Source organism: Vibrio sp. E14, assembly GCF_020515785.1.
Lineage (GTDB): Bacteria > Pseudomonadota > Gammaproteobacteria > Enterobacterales > Vibrionaceae > Vibrio > Vibrio diabolicus.
Map to the genome: position 1 here is coordinate 1 of NZ_JAHPJI010000008.1, position 18,956 is coordinate 18,956.

The window sequence follows — 18,956 nt, forward strand, 5'->3', positions numbered from 1 at the left end:
TATCGGAAAACCCAGCATGATTTTGCTGGGTTTTTTCTTTTTTTGGTTCTGGACTCGGGAAATCATTAGATTTGCCGAATTAAAAAAGCGAGCTCATGGCTCGCTTTTTTTCTATCTGTGGATTGAGTAACTTACTACATACCTAACGCATATTTCAGTACTTGAGCCTTGATCGGTCCTGAGTTTTCAGCAAACTTCAATGCAGCATTACGTACAAACTTCAATGGCCCAAGATCGTTGCTAAAACCTTTATAGAAAAAGTCCATGCCTGTCTGCATGAGTAAGTTGTCAGGTCGACGTGCACGTTCGTATTTCGCGAGTAAGGCATCTTCCAGCTGTTCTTTGTGTTCTGTTACCGAAAGGAGAACGTCTACATCTTTGAAGCCTAAGTTTACCCCTTGCCCTGCAAGCGGATTGATCGTATGAGCAGAGTCACCCACTAATACGCAATTTTTGCTTGAGTAGCCTTGCGCATGACGACGAGTGAGTGGAAATGAGCCAAACTGTAAAACTTCAATATCGCCCAATTCAGCAGGGAAATGACGTAAGATTTCTTCCCTTAGTTGAGGCTTACCCATCGCACACAGTTGTTTAATGCGTTTTGGCGAGTCATACCAAACCAACGAACCTTGGCCTACTTCTTGACCGTCTTCATTAGTCAAAGAGCACAAAGGTAAAAATGAACGCGGGCCTGAAGGAGTAAATTGTTGCCAAGTGATATCTTGCTGTGGCAATTCTGTTTTCACGTTAATCAACATGCAGTGTTGTCGGTAATCCCACGCAGTCACACCAATTCCAGCCAATTGACGAACTTTAGAGTTTGCACCATCAGCACCAATCACCCAGTTAGCTTCAAACTGCGCCCCACTTTCTAGTGTCACAAGATTTACATCTGCAAACTCAATGGCTTTTAATCGCTCAGGACACATCACGGTTAGATTTTCATACTGAGAGAAGACTTGCCAAAGACCTAATTGGATTAGGCGGTTTTCAACGATATAACCTAGCTGCTCCAATGACAGTTCATCAGAGTGAAAACGAGTACGGCACTCCGGGTGCTCCCAAGTTTCTAAACGCCGATAAGGGCAAACTCGCATACTTTTAATTTCTGACCATGCGCCGAGTGAATCAAGTAACTCCACCGACTGGTGCGAAATCGCAGATACGCGAATATCCATCGCCTGAGCGGCATCAAAAGCTTTGGGTTTTGCACCTTCAACCAAGACAACGCTTCTGCCCTGCTTGGCAAATCCAACAGCGACGGCTGCCCCAACCATACCGCCACCGATCACGGCGATGTCATACTTGTTCATTTTTTACTCTTCATCGTGCTGATTAATTGGCGTTTTTTATTGTACTTTCCATGGCTATTTTTACAAAATTGTTTAACAAAAAACCTTGTTCTGCATAGGGCGAAAAACTAGATTTCATCAGGCTTTGCAGAGAATTAGCCAGATCACTAGTCAGGTGCTTTTTAAAGCAGTACAATACGCCGCTTACCGCCGTGATGGCGGCTATAATTTGAGCAATAGCTCTCCAATTTAAGTACAACTGAACGAGCGAAAGTGAGATGAGTAAGAAACTGCTAATTAAAACCTGGGGCTGCCAGATGAACGAATACGATTCATCAAAAATGGCCGACCTGCTTAATGCTGCAAACGGCTACGAGCTGACGGAAGAGCCAGAGGAAGCAGACGTACTTCTACTTAACACCTGTTCGATCCGTGAAAAAGCGCAAGAGAAAGTTTTCCACCAGCTTGGCCGCTGGAAAACACTAAAAGATAAAAAACCTGGCGTAGTTATCGGTGTAGGTGGTTGTGTAGCAACGCAAGAAGGTGACCATATTCGTGAACGTGCACCATACGTCGACGTTATTTTTGGCCCACAAACTCTGCACCGCCTACCTGAGATGATCAAACAATCTCAGTCGGATGACGCACCAGTTATGGACATTTCGTTCCCAGAGATCGAAAAGTTCGACCGCCTACCAGAGCCTCGTGCGGAAGGCGCGACAGCATTCGTTTCTATTATGGAAGGCTGCTCGAAGTACTGTACTTACTGTGTCGTACCGTACACTCGTGGTGAAGAAGTAAGCCGTCCAATGGATGACGTGCTGTTCGAAATCGCACAGCTTGCTGAACAAGGCGTACGTGAAGTAAACCTACTGGGTCAAAACGTAAACGCGTACCGCGGTCCAACACACGACGGTGAAATCTGTTCATTTGCAGAACTGCTTCGTTTGGTTGCGTCTATCGATGGTATCGACCGTATTCGTTTCACAACGAGCCACCCGCTAGAATTCACTGACGACATCATCGCGGTTTACGAAGATACGCCTGAGCTTGTGAGCTTCCTGCACTTACCTGTGCAAAGTGGTAGTGACCGTATCCTAACTATGATGAAACGCCCTCACACCGCTATCGAGTACAAGTCGATCATCCGTAAACTGCGTAAAGCTCGTCCTGATATTCAAATCAGTTCAGACTTTATTGTTGGTTTCCCTGGTGAGACAGACAAAGACTTCCAAGACACCATGAAGCTAATCAAAGATGTAGACTTTGACATGAGCTTCAGCTTCATCTTCTCTCCACGTCCAGGTACGCCAGCAGCGGATTACCCTTGTGATGTATCAGAACAAGTGAAGAAAGAGCGCCTTTACGAACTACAGCAAACTATCAATGCTCAAGCGATGCGTTACTCTCGCTTGATGCTTGGCACAGAACAACGTGTTCTAGTTGAAGGTCCTTCGAAGAAAAACCTAATGGAACTGCGCGCTCGTACAGAAAACAACCGTGTAGTAAACTTTGAAGGTAGTGCAGACCTAATTGGTCAGTTCGTTGATGTGAAGATCGTAGACGTATTTGCGAACTCACTGCGTGGTGAGCTAGTACGTACTGAAAAAGACATGGATCTTCGTAGTGTGATTTCCCCAACGCAGATGATGGCGAAAACACGTCGCGAAGATGAGCTGGGTGTAGCTACTTTTACGCCATAAGCTCGTATAAATAGCCATGGAGAGCCTGGTCGTTATCAGGCTCTCATTAAGTGGCAAAAAATGAGAGGCAACATTGAGTAATAAAATCGTAACTCTAGAAATTAACCTAGAACCTTCCGACAACCGACGACTTGCTAGCCTGTGCGGTCCATTCGATGACAACATCAAGCATTTAGAACGTCGTCTAGGCGTTGAAATTAACCACCGTAGTGACCATTTTACAATTGTCGGTAAACCTCATACCGCATCAGCTGCGCTGGATATCCTGAAAACTCTGTATGTTGATACCGCACCTGTACGAGGTGAGATCCCAGACATTGAGCCTGAACAGATCCATTTAGCGATTAAAGAGTCTGGTGTTCTTGAGCAGAATACTGAGTCTAATATCGAGCATGGTAAAGAAGTCTTCGTCAAAACCAAGAAAGGCGTGATCAAACCACGTACGCCAAACCAAGCTCAGTACTTGGTTAATATGGTCACGCATGATATTTCTTTTGGTATTGGCCCAGCTGGTACAGGTAAAACTTATCTTGCTGTTGCAGCAGCAGTTGACGCACTAGAGCGCCAAGAGATCCGTCGTATTCTATTGACGCGCCCTGCGGTTGAAGCCGGTGAGAAACTGGGCTTCCTACCTGGTGACTTAAGCCAGAAAGTCGACCCATACCTACGTCCGCTATACGATGCCCTATTTGAAATGTTGGGCTTTGAGCGCGTAGAGAAGCTGATTGAACGTAACGTGATTGAGGTAGCCCCTCTTGCTTACATGCGTGGTCGTACTCTAAACGACGCTTTCATCATTCTTGATGAGAGTCAGAACACCACGGTTGAGCAGATGAAGATGTTCCTAACACGTATTGGTTTTAACTCTCGCGCAGTTATCACTGGTGACGTCACGCAAATCGACTTACCTCGTGGTGCAAAATCAGGTCTTCGTCATGCTATTGAAGTACTAAGCGAAGTCGACGACATCAGCTTTAACTTCTTTTTAGCAGACGACGTTGTACGTCACCCAGTGGTTGCTCGTATCGTTAACGCGTATGAGAAGTGGGAAGCACAAGACCAGAAAGAGCGTAAAGAGTTCGAGAAGCGTCGTCGTGAAGAACGCGATGCGAAGTTACTAGAAGCAGCAAAAGCTGAACTGAATGCACAAGTTGCTTCCACTAAGGAATAATCATGGCGATTGAACTTGATCTGCAACTGGCAGTCGAAAATGAAGAAGGGCTGCCTTCGCAGCAAGATTTCCAATTGTGGCTAGAGAAAACGATTCCTCTCTTCCAGCCACAAGCCGAAGTCACCATTCGCATTGTGGATGAACAAGAAAGTCACACGCTTAACCATGAGTATCGTGGTAAAGATAAACCGACCAATGTGTTGTCTTTTCCATTTGAAGCCCCTCCAGGTATGGAAATAGATTTACTTGGCGACTTAATTATTTGCCGCCAAGTCGTTGAAAAAGAGGCAATTGAACAGAACAAGCCTCTGTTAGCACATTGGGCGCATATGGTTGTACATGGCAGCTTGCATCTGCTAGGTTATGATCATATTGAGGATGACGAAGCCGAAGAGATGGAGTCCCTCGAAACCGAAATCATGCAAGGTATGGGCTATGAAGACCCTTACATTGCTGAAAAAGAGTAGCCATTGGCTATTCAGCAGGGAAAGGCGAACCACCTAAATGATTCTCGTGTTCGCCTCTCTATGTGTGCTATCACACTTCTGATAGCGTTACTTAATTGAGAAACAATGAACGAAGATAATTCTCCCTCTTCTAACGAAGATAAGAAAGAAAAGGCAGAAGGTCCGAGTAGAAAGTCCTTCTTTGAACGTCTAGGTCAATTATTTCAGGGCGAACCAAAAGATCGCCAAGAGCTTGTGGATGTTATCCGTGACTCTGAAGTCAATGACCTGATTGACCATGACACCCGCGATATGCTTGAAGGTGTTATGGAAATCTCCGAAATGCGTGTGCGTGACATTATGATCCCGCGTTCGCAAATGGTTACCGTTGAGCGTACTCACGACCTTGATACCTTGGTTGCTTTGATTACCGATGCTCAACACTCTCGCTACCCTGTGATCAGCGAAGATAAAGACCATGTGGAAGGCATACTTCTAGCGAAGGACTTACTTAAATACTTAGGCTCAGGCAGTAATCCATTTGATATCGAAGAAGTTATTCGACCAGCGGTTGTAGTACCGGAAAGTAAACGCGTTGATCGACTGCTGAAAGAATTCCGTGAAGAACGTTATCATATGGCCATTGTTGTCGATGAATTCGGTGGTGTTTCTGGTCTTGTGACCATTGAAGATATCCTTGAAGAAATCGTCGGGGATATCGAAGATGAATTCGATGAAAGCGAAGAGACAGACATTCGTAAGCTTAGCAAGCATACGTTTGCTGTCAGAGCGCTGACAACCATCGAAGAGTTTAATGAGACATTTGGAACTAACTTCAGCGATGAGGAAGTAGATACCGTTGGTGGCATGGTCATGACTGCCTTTGGTCACTTACCTTCTCGTGGTGAACTGGTTGAAATTGAAGGTTATAACTTCAAAGTCACCGCTGCCGATAACCGTCGTGTCATTCAACTCCAAGTGACGATCCCAGACGAAGAAACCCTGGTTGAAGCCACTCAAGAGTAACGCGATACCCATTGGGAATCTCAGAAAATTATAATGATGAATGAACTCTTTCATCGCCTCAAGCGGCCCTTAGTGGCCGCTTTTGTTGGCGCCTCTACTACGCTCGCTTTTGCACCTTACCAGTTGTGGCCTGTTGCCATTCTTAGCCCAGCTATTCTACTGATTCTTCTTGCTAACCAAACTCCGAAACGCGCACTGTGGATTGGCTATGCTTGGGGGTTGGGTCAATTTGCAACTGGCGTTAGCTGGGTGTACGTCAGTATCTCCGGCTTTGGTGGCATGCCACTGATTGCCAATTTATTTTTAATGGGCTTGCTTGTCGCCTACTTGGCTGTTTATTCAGGCTTATTTGCTTGGCTTAACAACAAGCTATTTCCTCAATTCACACTCACAAAAGCGCTTCTCGCTGCGCCCTCTTTATGGCTAATCAGTGATTGGTTGCGTGGTTGGGTGATGACCGGCTTCCCGTGGCTATGGCTAGGCTACAGCCAGATTGATGCTCCACTAGCAAGCTTTGCGCCTATCGGTGGCGTGGAACTGCTCACTCTGTTTATCCTTATTAGTGCGGGGGCATTAGCCTATGCTTGGGTTCATAAACAGTGGCTGATGGTGATTATTCCTGCGGTACTACTCAGCACAGGCTTTGGGATTCGAAACTACGATTGGGTAACACCTCGGCCAGAAGACACGACTAAGCTCGCGCTGATTCAAGGTAACGTTGACCAAAACCTCAAGTGGCTGCCAAGCCAACGTTGGCCAACCATCATGAAATACGCCGATCTCACTCGTGAAAACTGGGACGCTGATATTATCGTCTGGCCAGAAGCTGCAATTCCTGCTTTTGAAATTGAAGTGCCTTCATTTTTGAGCAATATCGACAGTGCAGCAAAAATGAATAACAGCGCAATCATCACTGGTGTCGTCAACCAAGCTGAAGATCGACAGTTCTACAACAGTATTCTGTCCCTTGGCATCACACCATACGGTGACTACAGTTTCGACTTGAGCGAACGCTACCATAAGCATCACCTATTACCGTTTGGTGAGTTTGTTCCATTTGAGGATATTCTGCGCCCATTAGCGCCATTCTTTAACTTACCGATGTCGTCGTTTAGCCGGGGAGCTTTTGTGCAGCCCAACATCGTTGCGAATGGCATGCACATGGCACCAGCGCTTTGCTATGAGATCATCTTTAATGAACAAGTGCGTCAAAATGTGACTGACGAAACAGACTTCATTCTAACGTTATCGAACGACGCATGGTTTGGTCACTCTATCGGCCCTCTTCAGCATATGGAGATCGCCCGTATGCGCGCCTTAGAATTAGGTAAACCGCTCATCCGCTCGACTAACAACGGATTAACAGCGGTAACCGATCACAAGGGTAAAATCGTTGAGCAAGTACCGCAGTTTGAAACTGCAGTACTGCGCGCAGAGCTCACCCCAACCAATGGACAAACGCCATATCGAATCGTTGGTACTTGGCCATTGTATATTTGGGTTGGGTTAAGTTTAGCGCTGGCTTTCGGCTTAAGAAGAAAACAGAGTTATACCAATCACAGTAAATAAGTAATCAGAAATAGCGTAGGAAAAATGCTTGAGAACAAGGCAAAAATTTTCGATAAGTAGTTATTCTACAATCAAAATTCTTAACGCAGTTATCGAGTATTTTAACAAGCTAGAATGACCAGTTATTTACTACGATTGGTATTAAGAGCAGCTTGAAAGTAGAAAAGACAAAAAAGAGGCGACCAAGCCTCTTTTTTATTCATTGCATTATACAGTCGTTACGCGCCATTTATGGTTTTAATGACTGGCGAGTAAAGCCTTTGTGACCACATTTAATACACGGAATGATTACAGTTGGGTGGTTATACGTTGTCTTGTGACCACACTCATCACAGACCAAAGTGCCTAAGCCTATCACCTCTCCTGCTTCATATAGCCCTTGATGCTCTAAGTCATCGAACAACTCAACCCACTCAACTTTAGTTCGGTCTGTAATCTCTAACAGCCCTTGCCATATCGAGTCCGCAATCGTTAAGTAAAACGGGCCGCTTTTACTGTCCTCGTAACTCTCTGAAAACTCTTTTAAGTCGGCTTTAAGGTACGCTTTGATTAAAGCCAATTCATCTTTGGTCAAGTCATTAGCAGCATCCACCACTTTGCCCGACGTCTCAATCGCTTTGTTAACTTCTTCCGGACTGTGCTTCAAGGTTTCAATCACATCCTCGAGCATTTCCTCATAACCTGTTTTACGTTTAGGCATAACTGACCTCCATCTTTCTCCTACCTGCGTCACTTAAGGGCGCATGGGTACAGATTGGCTATTGTTGTGATCCCTAGCTTTAGGTATTCTATGACGATCTATTTAAGTCTGTTCTAACCGAACTCACAAATTCCAAGATAACGGATACCATCGATGCAAGAACAATACAACCCACAAGATATTGAACAAAAAGTTCAAAAGCACTGGGATGACAACAAAACCTTTGTTGTAAGTGAAGACCCAAATAAAGAAAAATTCTACTGTCTGTCCATGTTCCCATACCCAAGTGGTCGACTGCACATGGGTCACGTGCGCAACTACACTATCGGTGATGTAGTATCTCGTTTCCAACGCCTACAAGGCAAAAACGTGATGCAACCAATCGGTTGGGACGCATTCGGTCTACCTGCAGAAAACGCAGCAGTAAAAAACAAAACTGCGCCAGCACCTTGGACTTACGAAAACATCGAATACATGAAGAACCAACTTAAGCTTCTAGGCTTTGGTTACGATTGGAACCGTGAATTCGCAACATGTACACCGGAGTACTACCGCTGGGAACAAGAGTTCTTCACTAAACTTTACGAGAAAGGTTTAGTTTACAAAAAGACTTCTTCTGTTAACTGGTGTCCTAACGACCAAACTGTTCTTGCAAACGAGCAGGTTGAAGACGGTTGTTGCTGGCGTTGTGATACGCCTGTAGAGCAAAAAGAAATCCCTCAATGGTTCATCAAAATCACTGAATACGCTCAAGAGCTACTAGACGACCTAGATAAGCTTGAAGGTTGGCCTGAAATGGTAAAAACCATGCAGCGCAACTGGATTGGTCGTTCTGAAGGTGTTGAACTGAAGTTTGAAGTTAAGGGTCAACAAGACCTAGAAGTTTACACAACACGTCCAGATACGCTAATGGGTGTGACTTACGTGGGCATCGCTGCTGGTCACCCTCTTGCAGCTCTTGCTGCAGAGAACAATCCAGAGCTTGCAGCGTTTATCGACGAATGTAAGAACAACAAGGTTGCAGAAGCTGAGCTAGCGACAATGGAGAAGAAAGGTATGGCTACTGGCCTTACTGCTATTCATCCATTGAACGGCCGTGAAGTTCCTGTTTACGTAGCAAACTTCGTACTGATGGACTACGGTACAGGCGCGGTAATGGCAGTACCTGCACACGACCAACGTGACTACGAGTTCGCAACGAAGTACGGTCTAGACATCGTGCCAGTTATCAAGCCTGCTGATGGCAGCGAGCTAGACATCTCTGAAGCAGCATACACTGAGAAAGGCGTACTGTTCGATTCTGGTGAGTTCGACGGCCTAGAATTCCAAGCGGCGTTCGATGCAATTGCAGCGAAGCTAGAAGCAGAAGGAAAAGGCACTAAGACTGTAAACTTCCGTCTACGCGACTGGGGTGTATCTCGTCAACGTTACTGGGGCGCACCAATCCCAATGGTAACGACTGAAGACGGTGAAGTTCACCCAGTACCCGCTGACCAACTACCAGTGATTCTTCCAGAAGACGTGGTAATGGACGGCGTAACCAGCCCAATCAAAGCAGATAAAGAATGGGCGAAGACCACATTCAACGGCGAACCTGCTCTACGTGAGACAGATACGTTCGATACGTTCATGGAATCTTCTTGGTACTACGCGCGTTACTGTTCACCGCAAGCAGACGACATCCTAGATCCAGAAAAAGCAAACTACTGGCTACCAGTAGACCAGTACATCGGCGGTATCGAGCACGCTTGTATGCACCTACTGTACTCACGCTTCTTCCACAAGTTGCTACGTGACGCGGGCTACGTAACGTCTGACGAACCGTTCAAGCAACTACTGTGTCAAGGCATGGTACTGGCTGATGCGTTCTACTTCGAGAACGAGAAAGGTGGTAAAGAGTGGGTAGCTCCAACAGACGTAGCCGTTGAACGTGATGGTAAAGGCCGCATTACTTCTGCTAAAGACACTGAAGGTCGCGATGTAACGCACTCAGGCATGATCAAGATGTCTAAGTCTAAGAACAACGGTATCGACCCTCAAGAAATGGTAGATAAGTACGGCGCTGACACAGTACGCCTATTCATGATGTTCGCGTCTCCAGCAGACATGACGCTTGAATGGCAAGAGTCTGGCGTAGAAGGTGCGAATCGCTTCCTGAAACGTGTTTGGAAACTAGTGAAAGAGCACACAGCGAAAGGCGCAGCAGAAGCAGTAGATACCGCAGCGCTTTCTGGTGATCAAAAAGCACTTCGCCGTGACGTTCACAAAACCATCGCGAAAGTGACGGACGATATCGCTCGTCGTCAAACATTCAACACCGCGATCGCAGCGATCATGGAGCTGATGAACAAACTAGCGAAAGCGCCTCAAGAATCTGCGCAAGATCGTGCAATCCTTGACGAAGCACTGAAAGCTATTGTTGTCATGCTTTACCCTATCACTCCGCATATCTCATACGAGCTATGGGCAGCACTAGGTGAAACAGACATTGATAACGCGGCATGGCCGACGTTTGACGAAAAAGCGCTAGTTGAAGACGAAAAAACTATCGTAGTTCAAGTTAACGGTAAGCTACGTGCGAAACTAACAGTCCCAGCGGATATCTCTAAAGACGATATCGAACAGCTTGGTCTAAACGACGAAAACGTGGTTAAGTTCACTGATGGCCTGACTATTCGTAAAGTCATTTACGTTCCAGGTAAACTGCTGAACATCGTTGCAAACTAATCACAGCTTGCAATTTGTCTCTGTTTAACGAACTTATTTGTTAACCAAGAGTCATTAAACAGGGTAGTTTTCTACCCTGTTTATTTACCTCAAACCATTCACATGAGTGGTTTAAGGTAAATAACCCCTTCAATTTAGGATGAATACAATCAATGCGCTTTTTCTCTTTGATTAAACTACCAGTGGTATTGGTATTAGCGGGGCTTCTTTCTGCCTGTGGTTTTCACCTTCGCGGCGAGTATTCCGTACCGGAAGAGCTGCACACCATGTCTTTCTCCAGCTACGATGAATACAGTGAATTAACTCGCTATGTACGCTCTCAACTCGAACTGAACAAAGTTGAACTTGTTCAACCATCATCGACTGTACCCAACCTTCATTTGACGGAAGCGACAATCGATGAGCGTACACTATCACTTTATCAAAATAGCCGTGCAGCAGAAAAAGAGCTGACATACGTAGTAAAATACCGTGTGACGATTCCTGGCTATGGTTCTAAAAACTTTACGACAACAGTAAACCGCAACTACCTAGACAACCCGTTGACCGCACTTGCAAAATCTGTTGAACGTGACGTAATTGAAGACGAGATGCGCTTGCAAGCTGCAAAACAGATGATGCGCCAGTTGGGCCGTATTCGTGCCGAATATGAAGCAGGACAAATCTCTGAGCCAGCGAACACAAACTCTTAATCACTATGCGAATTTATGCCGATAAATTAACGGATCATTTAACTAAACACGTTAAACAAGTTTACCTAATCTTTGGTAATGAGCCGTTACTGATTCAAGAGAGCCGCCAAGCAATCCAAAAGGCAGCGTTTCAACAAGGTTTTGAGGAAAAACACCGTTTTGCGGTAGACGCAAGCATCGACTGGAATCAAGTTTACGATTGCTTCCAAGCGATGAGCCTGTTCTCAAACCGTCAATTGATCGAGCTTGAAATTCCAGAAAGTGGCGTGACAACCGCCGTCAGCAAAGAGCTGCAAACACTGTGTGATATGCTGCATGATGACATCATGCTCGTCATTGTTGGTAGCAAACTGACCAAAGCCCAAGAAAATGCGAAATGGTTCAAAGCATTAAGCTCAAAAGGCGACTGGGTAAGCTGTTTGTCGCCAGATCTACAACGCTTACCTATGTTCATTCAGACACGTTGCCGCACGTTGGGACTAAAACCCGATCAACAATCACTGCAAATGTTGGCTCAATGGCATGAAGGTAACCTATTTGCATTGTCACAAAGCTTAGAGAAATTGGCCCTACTCTACCCGGATGGTGAGCTGACCATCATACGTTTAGAGGAAGCCCTAAGTCGCCATAATCACTTCACTACGTTTAACTGGATCGACGCCTTACTGGCAGGTAAAGCAAACCGTGCACAACGTATTCTTCGCCAACTTGAGGCGGAAGGGGTCGAGACCGTGATCTTGATTCGAAGTGTACAAAAAGAGTTGAGCCAACTTTTAAATATGTATCAAGACTTAACTCAAATGGGAATGAACCAGGTATTTGAGAAATATCGAGTTTGGCAAAACAAGCGTCCACTCTATAACGCAGCACTGACCCGCTTATCGGCGAGTCGTATTTGTGCATTGCTCTCCTTGTTGGCTCAAGCAGAGATAAAAGCCAAAACTCAATATGACGAGTCTGTATGGCCAACTATTCATCAGTTGAGCTTAGAAACCTGCTCTCCTGATATTAAGCTGGCAATTTAAAAATCAAAGCGTGATATAGTGCGCGACCTGTTTTGCAAGCAAGAATGTAAAACACTGTAGAGATAAGAGACAAACCGAGGAAAACCGAGTGCTTCGCGAAGAACTGAAAGACTTTTTAGCTGATAAAGCCGACGACATGAAAGCGGAAGACATTATCGTCCTAAATGTGGAAGATAAATCAAGCGTGACAGATTACATGATCATCTGTACTGGCACATCCAAACGCCACGTTTCATCCATCGCTGACCACGTTGCAACAGAAGTGAAAAAAGCCGGTCTTGAGCCACTAGGAATGGAAGGTGAAAACGAAGGTGAATGGGTAGTCCTAGATATGGGCGACGCCATGCTTCACGTGATGCAAGAAGAGCACCGCGAACTCTACCAGCTAGAAAAACTCTGGGGTTAATCTTTTGAAAATTCAACTAATTGCTGTTGGCACAAAAATGCCAAAATGGGTTGAGGAAGGCTTTCAAGAATATCGTCGCCGTTTCCCACATGATATGCCATTGGAGTTGATTGAAATCTCTGCTGGCAAACGTGGAAAAAATGCCGATATCGCTCGTATCCTGCAAAAAGAAGGGGAAGCGATGCTCGCTGCGGTACCAAAAGGCAACCGTATCGTCACGTTAGATATCCCAGGTAAAAAATGGGACACTCCTCAACTCGCTGAGCAGTTAGAAGCTTGGAAATTAGATGGCCGTGATGTATCAATCTTAATCGGCGGTCCTGAAGGACTCGCTCGTGCATGCAAAGCTGCAGCAGACCAAAGCTGGTCATTGTCTGCCTTAACGCTACCCCACCCTTTAGTGCGTATCGTAATGGCAGAAAGCTTGTACCGAGCGTGGAGCATCACCGCGAACCATCCTTACCACCGCGAATAATCGTTGTTTAACTTTAGAGCCAAGCGTTAATGATTCGTAAGCGCCGCAGTCAAATCCGAGATTATCAAGCCGAAGCGCGTCTGTTTGCCAGCCGCGCTATTGTCGCTTTTATCGGTATTGTTCTCTTGATGGGAGCTCTGGTCGCCAACATGTACAACATTCAGGTGAACCAGTTTCAAGATTATCAAACCCGCTCGAACGATAACCGTATCAAAGTGGTTCCTATCGCGCCTAACCGAGGTCTGATTTATGATCGAAATGGTGTTTTACTGGCAGAGAACCGTCCCGTCTTTAACTTAGAACTGACTCCAGAAAAAATTAAAGACATTGATGCAACCATCCAAGAACTACAAACCATTCTGGAAATTACCCCAGATCAGATTGAACGTTTCCACCAAGAGCGTAAACGGACTCGTCGATTTAAGTCGGTCCCACTGCTTACCCAACTGAACGAAAAACAAGTAGCGGTATTCTCCGTCAATCAGTACCGCTTTCCGGGTGTAGAAATAAGTGCGACCTTAAAGCGCTATTACCCTTTCAGCGAAGTCTTAACCCACGTGATTGGTTACGTTTCTCGAATCAATGATCGCGACATGCAGCGCCTGATCCGAGAAGAAAAAGACGCAAACTATCAAGCCACTCGCGACATTGGTAAGCTGGGTATCGAAAAATACTACGAAGACCTCTTACACGGTACAGCCGGATATCAAGAAGTCGAGGTAAACAGCCGCGGCCGAGTAATTCGTACCTTAAAGTACGTTCCACCTGTACCCGGAAAAGACATCGTTTTAAACCTTGATATCAACTTGCAGTTGTACGTACACCAATTGTTGGACGGCCGCCGAGGCAGTGCTGTAGTGATCGATCCTAGAGACAACGGCGTACTGGCTATGGTTTCAAGCCCTAGCTACGACCCTAACTCGTTCGTGCACGGAATCTCAGGTAAAGACTATCGTGCCCTTTTGAACGATAAAAACCGTCCTCTGGTCAACCGCACCACACTTGGCATTTACCCACCTGCGTCTACCATCAAGCCATTTATGGCGGTAGCCGCGCTGCAAGAAGGCGTCGTCACACCTAACACCACACGAAATGATCCTGGTTATTGGCGCATACCAAACTCTAACACACGTCCGTTCCGGGACTGGTTGCGTTGGGGGCACGGACGCGTCGATATCATTAAGTCGATCGAAGAGTCTGTTGATACTTTTTACTATCAAATCGCTTATGACATGGGTATTGACCGTATTTCGAATTGGATGATGATGTTCGGTTTTGGTGATTACACTGGCATCGATATCTACGAAGAAAGTAAGGCGAATATGCCGACTCGTGACTGGAAAATGTCTCGCCATAAAACCCCGTGGTACAAAGGCGATACGATCCCTGTGGGTATCGGCCAAGGTTATTGGACAGCAACACCAATGCAAATCGCCAAAGCGACCTCCGTATTAGTAAATGAGGGAGAAGTGATCGCACCTCACTTACTAAAAGCGACGATAGAGAACGGCAACGACTTCGAAGAACAACAAACAACAGAATACGTGACTTACCCGCCAATCAAGAATGTACCGAAAAAGTACTGGGATATGGCGAAAGAAGGCATGCGTCGTGTAAACCATGGCACGCGCGGAACAGCTCGCCGCTCATTCTACAAAATGAGTTATCAAACAGCGGGTAAATCAGGTACTGCGCAAGTCTTCGGTCTGGGTGAAAACGAAGAGTACAACGCAGATGAGATCGCCGAACACTTACGTGACCATGCGTTATTTACTGGCTTTGCACCATTTGATGATCCTAAAGTGGTCGTCACTGTAGTGCTAGAAAACGCCGGCGGTGGTTCTAGCAACGGAGCCCCAGTAGTGAGAAAGATCTTTGATCGAGTCGTACTTGGCCCAGAAGAAATTGAGCCTGATAACAATGCGAAGAAAGAGGTAAAACAGTAATGAAGATGGATCCCTCTACAGGTAAAAATCGCGCCCTGTTTGAACGCTTCCATATCGACTTACCACTCCTACTTGGCATACTGGCCCTGATGGGGTTTGGCCTGGTGATCATGTACAGCGCTAGTGGCCAAAGTTTACTAATGATGGATCGACAAGCTATGCGAATGGTGCTTTCACTCGTTGTGATGATCGTTCTTGCGCAGCTTTCTCCACGAACCTACGAGAGCTTGGCACCTTTGATGTTCGTCGGCGGCGTCATACTGCTCTTTGGCGTGCTGTTTTTCGGTGAAGCCTCGAAAGGCGCACAGCGTTGGCTTAACCTCGGTTTTGTGCGCTTTCAACCTTCCGAGTTATTGAAGCTCGCGGTGCCATTAATGGTGGCACGCTATGTTGGTCGACAGCCCCTTCCGCCAACGCTAAAAACACTCATCGTTGCACTGATTATGGTCTGCTTGCCAACCATCCTCATTGCAAAACAGCCTGACTTAGGGACCTCTATTCTAATCGCCGCTTCCGGTATTTTTGTTATCTTCCTCGCGGGCATTAGTTGGAAAATCATCGCTGGTGCTGCGATTGCACTGGGTGGTTTCATTCCGATTTTGTGGTTTTTCTTGATGCGTGAGTATCAAAAAGTACGAGTTCGTACTCTGTTTAACCCAGAGTCAGATCCGCTTGGTGCGGGCTACCACATTATCCAAAGTAAAATCGCGATTGGCTCTGGTGGTATTTCAGGCAAAGGTTGGTTGCAAGGCACTCAATCACAACTGGAATTTCTTCCTGAACGACACACTGACTTTATCTTTGCAGTAATTGCTGAAGAATGGGGTATGATTGGCTTCCTTTGCCTTTTAGCCATCTATCTATTTATTATTGGACGAGGTTTATACCTCGCCAGCCAAGCGCAAACTGCATTTGGACGAATGATGGCAGGCAGTATTGTACTCAGCTTCTTCGTGTATATTTTTGTAAATATTGGCATGGTAAGTGGCATCCTACCTGTAGTAGGTGTACCGTTGCCACTCATTAGTTATGGCGGCACATCAATGGTAACCTTGATGGCTGGCTTTGGTATTCTGATGTCAATTCATACGCACCGAAAAGCATTCTCTAAGGCGACCTAGACATGCAAAAACGCGCTTTATATTCCTTGGTTTTCTCTGCTCTTATTTTGGCAGGCTGTTCATCAACTAGCCAAAAAGAACAAGAAGGCCGTTACGAACTCGAATCCGATGTTGCACCGGATACACCGCTTTCAGTCGAACACATCGAGGATGCGCACCCTAAATATGAACCGTACAGCCTAGGTGGGAACAAAGATTACCACTTGCGTGGCAAAGACTACAAAATAGTTCGCGATGCCAAAGGCTTTAAAGAAAAAGGCCGCGCATCTTGGTATGGGAAGAAGTTCCAAGGTCATTTGACTTCTAATGGCGAAATCTATGACATGTACTCAATGACAGCGGCTCATAAAACGCTACCGTTACCGAGTTACGTAAAAGTCACCAACACTGACAACGGCAAAACTACCGTAGTACGAGTTAATGACCGAGGTCCGTTTCACGATGGCCGTATTATCGATTTAAGCTATGCCGCAGCACATAAGTTAGATGTGATAAAAACAGGCACCGCGAACGTGGAAATTGAAGTGATCAGTATCAATCAGCCCACGGACAAAAAGTCATTAGAAGCGCACCCTAAGTACGTTATTCAAGTGGCATCATCAAAAAATGAAGAGCGCGCGCGAACTTTAGGCACCGAGCTTGGTCAAAAATTGGATACAGAAACTTTCCTAGAAAATGCGAAAGAGTCTTATCGCTTGTTGTTAGGGCCATTTACTGACTATTCCCTGACGCAAGCCACTCTAGATAAAGTAAAGTTGCTCGGCTATTCGTCTGCATTTATTAAAAAACACAACACTGCCAAATGACCTAGTGTCATGAATTTCTCCTCGATCCCCTCTTACATAGCTGGGGATTCTGATAAGATGTCCGCAGTTAACCCAAAAATTTGAATTACCATGAATAAAAATAAGTTTGTGAAATCTATTCTCGTTTCTTCGGTTGCCCTTTCTGCAACTTTCGCTCAATCTGCTCTTGCATCACCTATCGTTGTTCCAGATGCCCCTCAAATCGCGGCGAAGGGCTACGTACTGATGGATTACCATTCAGGTAAAGTACTGGCAGAGAAAGAGATGAACACAAAATTGTCTCCAGCTAGTCTGACTAAGATGATGACAAGCTACGTAATCGGCCAAGAACTAGCGCGTGGTAATATCTCAGAAGATGACGATGTCACCATCAGTAAAAATGCATGGGCGAAAAACTTCCCTGAATCATCAAAAATGTTCATTGAAGTAGGCACAACTGTAAAAGTACGTGACCTAAACCGCGGTATCATTGTCCAGTCTGGTAACGATGCCTGTGTAGCGATGGCTGAACACATTGCAGGCTCAGAAGATGCGTTTGTTGACCTAATGAACGCTTGGGCCAACACACTGGGTATGACGAACTCGCACTTTGCCAACGTTCATGGTCTAGATAACGCCGAGCTGTACTCGACACCATACGACATGGCATTGCTAGGTAAGGCCCTGATCCGTGACGTACCAAATGAGTACCGCGTGTACTCAGAGAAGAAATTTACTTACAACGGCATCACCCAATACAACCGTAACGGTCTACTTTGGGACAAGAGTATGAACGTTGATGGCATCAAAACGGGTCACACAAGCAATGCAGGTTACAGCCTAGTAAGTTCAGCAACTGAAGGCCAAATGCGTTTGGTTGCGGTCGTAATGGGCACTAAAGATGCCAATGCTCGTAAGTCAGAAAGCAAAAAGCTACTAAGCTACGGCTTCCGTTTCTTCGAAACAGTAGCGCCGCACAAAGCAGGTGAAACGTTCGTTGAAGAAAAAGTGTGGATGGGTAACAAAGACACTGTAGCGTTGGGCCTTGACCAAGATACTTACGTAACACTACCACGTGGTGAAGCGAAAAACCTAAAAGCCAGCTTCGTCCTTGAAAAAGAGCTAGAAGCCCCAATTAATAAAGGTGATGTAGTTGGTAAGCTATACTATCAGATCGATGGTGAAGATATTGCCGAATACCCACTAATGGCACTAGAAACCGTAGAGCAAGGTAGTCTATTTAGCCGCATGTGGGATTACATCGTATTGTTATTCAAGAGCTTCTTCTAAGAAGAACGTTAGAGTAGCAAACTTATTCGCAAAGCCGCCTGAAAGGGCGGCTTTTTAAGTTTGAGATCCTCGTCTTGAGTTCCCCCTAATTTGACTGTACTATTTCGCACCGCAACGAATATCTACTGGAGTTATCGATATGCTAACCATCAACTCTGATGCAAAATTAAAAGACCTGCTTGAGTTCCCTTGTTCATTTACTTACAAGGTAATGGGTCATGCAAAGCCTGAACTTCCAGAGCTTGTTCTTGAAGTTATTCAGCGCCATGCTCCAGGTGACTACAGCCCGACCGTTAAACCAAGTGCTAAGGGCAACTACCACTCGGTATCAATCAACATCACTGCAACGTCTATCGAGCAAGTTGAGACGCTATACAAAGAGTTAGGTGAAATTGACATCGTGCGCATGGTTCTATAATTTTTTGATAGATTAAATTTTTTTTGAAAGCAGCTTCGGCTGCTTTCTTTTTATTTATCAATCAGATAACAAAACTTTACACTGCTTTCAGTTAAAAATCTGTTACTCAGCGGTAGAGCATCAGGGTTATCCGGTTTATAATCCAAAAACTTTATATATTAGCA

General features: G+C 45.5%; 17 protein-coding genes. 15 read left to right on the plus strand and 2 right to left on the minus strand.

The window, feature by feature from the left end; translation table 11 throughout:
• Positions 1–134: 134 nt before the first annotated feature.
• Entirely contained in the window at positions 135–1,313 is a 1,179-nt protein-coding gene (locus LIX84_RS18640; protein ID WP_226421949.1) for a 2-octaprenyl-3-methyl-6-methoxy-1,4-benzoquinol hydroxylase, read from the minus strand.
• Positions 1,314–1,570: 257 nt separating this feature from the next.
• Here LIX84_RS18640 and miaB point away from each other — a divergent pair, with 257 nt between their 5' ends.
• From miaB to lnt, 5 genes are all read left to right on the plus strand, one after another.
• Entirely contained in the window at positions 1,571–2,995 is a 1,425-nt protein-coding gene (gene miaB, locus LIX84_RS18645; RefSeq protein ID WP_005391310.1) for a tRNA (N6-isopentenyl adenosine(37)-C2)-methylthiotransferase MiaB, read from the plus strand.
• A 73-nt stretch (positions 2,996–3,068) separates the two neighbouring features.
• Positions 3,069–4,166, plus strand: coding sequence for a PhoH family protein (locus LIX84_RS18650; RefSeq protein ID WP_005373033.1), 1,098 nt, complete (start codon positions 3,069–3,071; stop codon positions 4,164–4,166).
• A 2-nt stretch (positions 4,167–4,168) separates the two neighbouring features.
• The gene (gene ybeY, locus LIX84_RS18655; protein WP_226421950.1) at positions 4,169–4,633 is read left to right on the plus strand and encodes an rRNA maturation RNase YbeY; all 465 of its coding nucleotides are present in this window, start codon (positions 4,169–4,171) and stop codon (positions 4,631–4,633) included.
• Between the two features lie 105 nt (positions 4,634–4,738).
• Positions 4,739–5,638 (plus strand): CNNM family magnesium/cobalt transport protein CorC, encoded by a 900-nt coding sequence (corC, locus tag LIX84_RS18660; RefSeq protein WP_005384118.1) that lies wholly within the window; start codon positions 4,739–4,741, stop codon positions 5,636–5,638.
• Positions 5,639–5,671: 33 nt separating this feature from the next.
• A complete protein-coding gene (lnt, locus tag LIX84_RS18665) occupies positions 5,672–7,207 on the plus strand; it encodes an apolipoprotein N-acyltransferase (protein ID WP_226421951.1) in 1,536 nt (511 codons plus the stop codon).
• Positions 7,208–7,436: 229 nt separating this feature from the next.
• Here the strand turns inward: lnt and LIX84_RS18670 are convergent, their stop codons facing one another.
• Positions 7,437–7,907 carry a zinc ribbon-containing protein gene (locus LIX84_RS18670; protein WP_005373024.1) on the minus strand — a complete coding sequence of 157 codons (471 nt, stop codon included), beginning with the start codon at positions 7,905–7,907 and terminating at the stop codon, positions 7,437–7,439.
• 153 nt (positions 7,908–8,060) lie between these two features.
• Here LIX84_RS18670 and leuS point away from each other — a divergent pair, with 153 nt between their 5' ends.
• From leuS to ybeD, 10 genes are all read left to right on the plus strand, one after another.
• Positions 8,061–10,634 carry a leucine--tRNA ligase gene (leuS, locus tag LIX84_RS18675; RefSeq protein WP_005391313.1) on the plus strand — a complete coding sequence of 858 codons (2,574 nt, stop codon included), beginning with the start codon at positions 8,061–8,063 and terminating at the stop codon, positions 10,632–10,634.
• A 152-nt stretch (positions 10,635–10,786) separates the two neighbouring features.
• The gene (locus tag LIX84_RS18680; protein WP_005373019.1) at positions 10,787–11,326 is read left to right on the plus strand and encodes an LPS-assembly lipoprotein LptE; all 540 of its coding nucleotides are present in this window, start codon (positions 10,787–10,789) and stop codon (positions 11,324–11,326) included.
• Positions 11,327–11,331: 5 nt separating this feature from the next.
• Positions 11,332–12,351: a DNA polymerase III subunit delta gene (holA, locus tag LIX84_RS18685; protein WP_226421952.1), complete on the plus strand. Its 1,020-nt coding sequence runs from the start codon at positions 11,332–11,334 to the stop codon at positions 12,349–12,351.
• A gap of 88 nt (positions 12,352–12,439) precedes the next feature.
• A complete protein-coding gene (rsfS, locus tag LIX84_RS18690; RefSeq protein ID WP_005373015.1) occupies positions 12,440–12,757 on the plus strand; it encodes a ribosome silencing factor in 318 nt (105 codons plus the stop codon).
• A gap of 4 nt (positions 12,758–12,761) precedes the next feature.
• The gene (gene rlmH, locus LIX84_RS18695) at positions 12,762–13,232 is read left to right on the plus strand and encodes a 23S rRNA (pseudouridine(1915)-N(3))-methyltransferase RlmH (RefSeq protein WP_226421953.1); all 471 of its coding nucleotides are present in this window, start codon (positions 12,762–12,764) and stop codon (positions 13,230–13,232) included.
• 29 nt (positions 13,233–13,261) lie between these two features.
• Complete coding sequence (gene mrdA / locus LIX84_RS18700) at positions 13,262–15,178, plus strand: penicillin-binding protein 2 (RefSeq protein WP_012842067.1); 1,917 nt, start codon at positions 13,262–13,264, stop codon at positions 15,176–15,178.
• Positions 15,178–16,299, plus strand: a complete 1,122-nt coding sequence (gene rodA / locus LIX84_RS18705; protein ID WP_005391317.1) for a rod shape-determining protein RodA — start codon at positions 15,178–15,180, stop codon at positions 16,297–16,299. The genes mrdA and rodA overlap by 1 nt, the downstream gene beginning before the upstream one ends.
• A 2-nt stretch (positions 16,300–16,301) precedes the next feature.
• On the plus strand, positions 16,302–17,105 hold the full coding sequence (locus LIX84_RS18710) for a septal ring lytic transglycosylase RlpA family protein (protein WP_046874297.1): 804 nt from the start codon (positions 16,302–16,304) through the stop codon (positions 17,103–17,105).
• Between the two features lie 90 nt (positions 17,106–17,195).
• Positions 17,196–18,374, plus strand: coding sequence for a serine hydrolase (locus tag LIX84_RS18715; RefSeq protein ID WP_012842069.1), 1,179 nt, complete (start codon positions 17,196–17,198; stop codon positions 18,372–18,374).
• Positions 18,375–18,513: 139 nt separating this feature from the next.
• Complete coding sequence (gene ybeD, locus LIX84_RS18720) at positions 18,514–18,792, plus strand: DUF493 family protein YbeD (RefSeq protein ID WP_005384135.1); 279 nt, start codon at positions 18,514–18,516, stop codon at positions 18,790–18,792.
• The last annotated feature ends 164 nt before the right edge of the window (positions 18,793–18,956 follow it).

Bases quoted from the DNA above. Each gene is read 5' to 3' on its own strand.
- LIX84_RS18640 (WP_226421949.1), bottom strand. From the start codon at position 1,313: ATGAACAAGTATGACATCGCCGTGATCGGTGGCGGTATGGTTGGGGCA.
- miaB (WP_005391310.1), top strand. From the start codon at position 1,571: ATGAGTAAGAAACTGCTAATTAAAACCTGGGGCTGCCAGATGAACGAA.
- ybeY (WP_226421950.1), top strand. From the start codon at position 4,169: ATGGCGATTGAACTTGATCTGCAACTGGCAGTCGAAAATGAAGAAGGG.
- corC (WP_005384118.1), top strand. From the start codon at position 4,739: ATGAACGAAGATAATTCTCCCTCTTCTAACGAAGATAAGAAAGAAAAG.
- lnt (WP_226421951.1), top strand. From the start codon at position 5,672: ATGATGAATGAACTCTTTCATCGCCTCAAGCGGCCCTTAGTGGCCGCT.
- LIX84_RS18670 (WP_005373024.1), bottom strand. From the start codon at position 7,907: ATGCCTAAACGTAAAACAGGTTATGAGGAAATGCTCGAGGATGTGATT.
- leuS (WP_005391313.1), top strand. From the start codon at position 8,061: ATGCAAGAACAATACAACCCACAAGATATTGAACAAAAAGTTCAAAAG.
- LIX84_RS18680 (WP_005373019.1), top strand. From the start codon at position 10,787: ATGCGCTTTTTCTCTTTGATTAAACTACCAGTGGTATTGGTATTAGCG.
- holA (WP_226421952.1), top strand. From the start codon at position 11,332: ATGCGAATTTATGCCGATAAATTAACGGATCATTTAACTAAACACGTT.
- mrdA (WP_012842067.1), top strand. From the start codon at position 13,262: ATGATTCGTAAGCGCCGCAGTCAAATCCGAGATTATCAAGCCGAAGCG.
- rodA (WP_005391317.1), top strand. From the start codon at position 15,178: ATGAAGATGGATCCCTCTACAGGTAAAAATCGCGCCCTGTTTGAACGC.
- LIX84_RS18710 (WP_046874297.1), top strand. From the start codon at position 16,302: ATGCAAAAACGCGCTTTATATTCCTTGGTTTTCTCTGCTCTTATTTTG.
- LIX84_RS18715 (WP_012842069.1), top strand. From the start codon at position 17,196: ATGAATAAAAATAAGTTTGTGAAATCTATTCTCGTTTCTTCGGTTGCC.
- ybeD (WP_005384135.1), top strand. From the start codon at position 18,514: ATGCTAACCATCAACTCTGATGCAAAATTAAAAGACCTGCTTGAGTTC.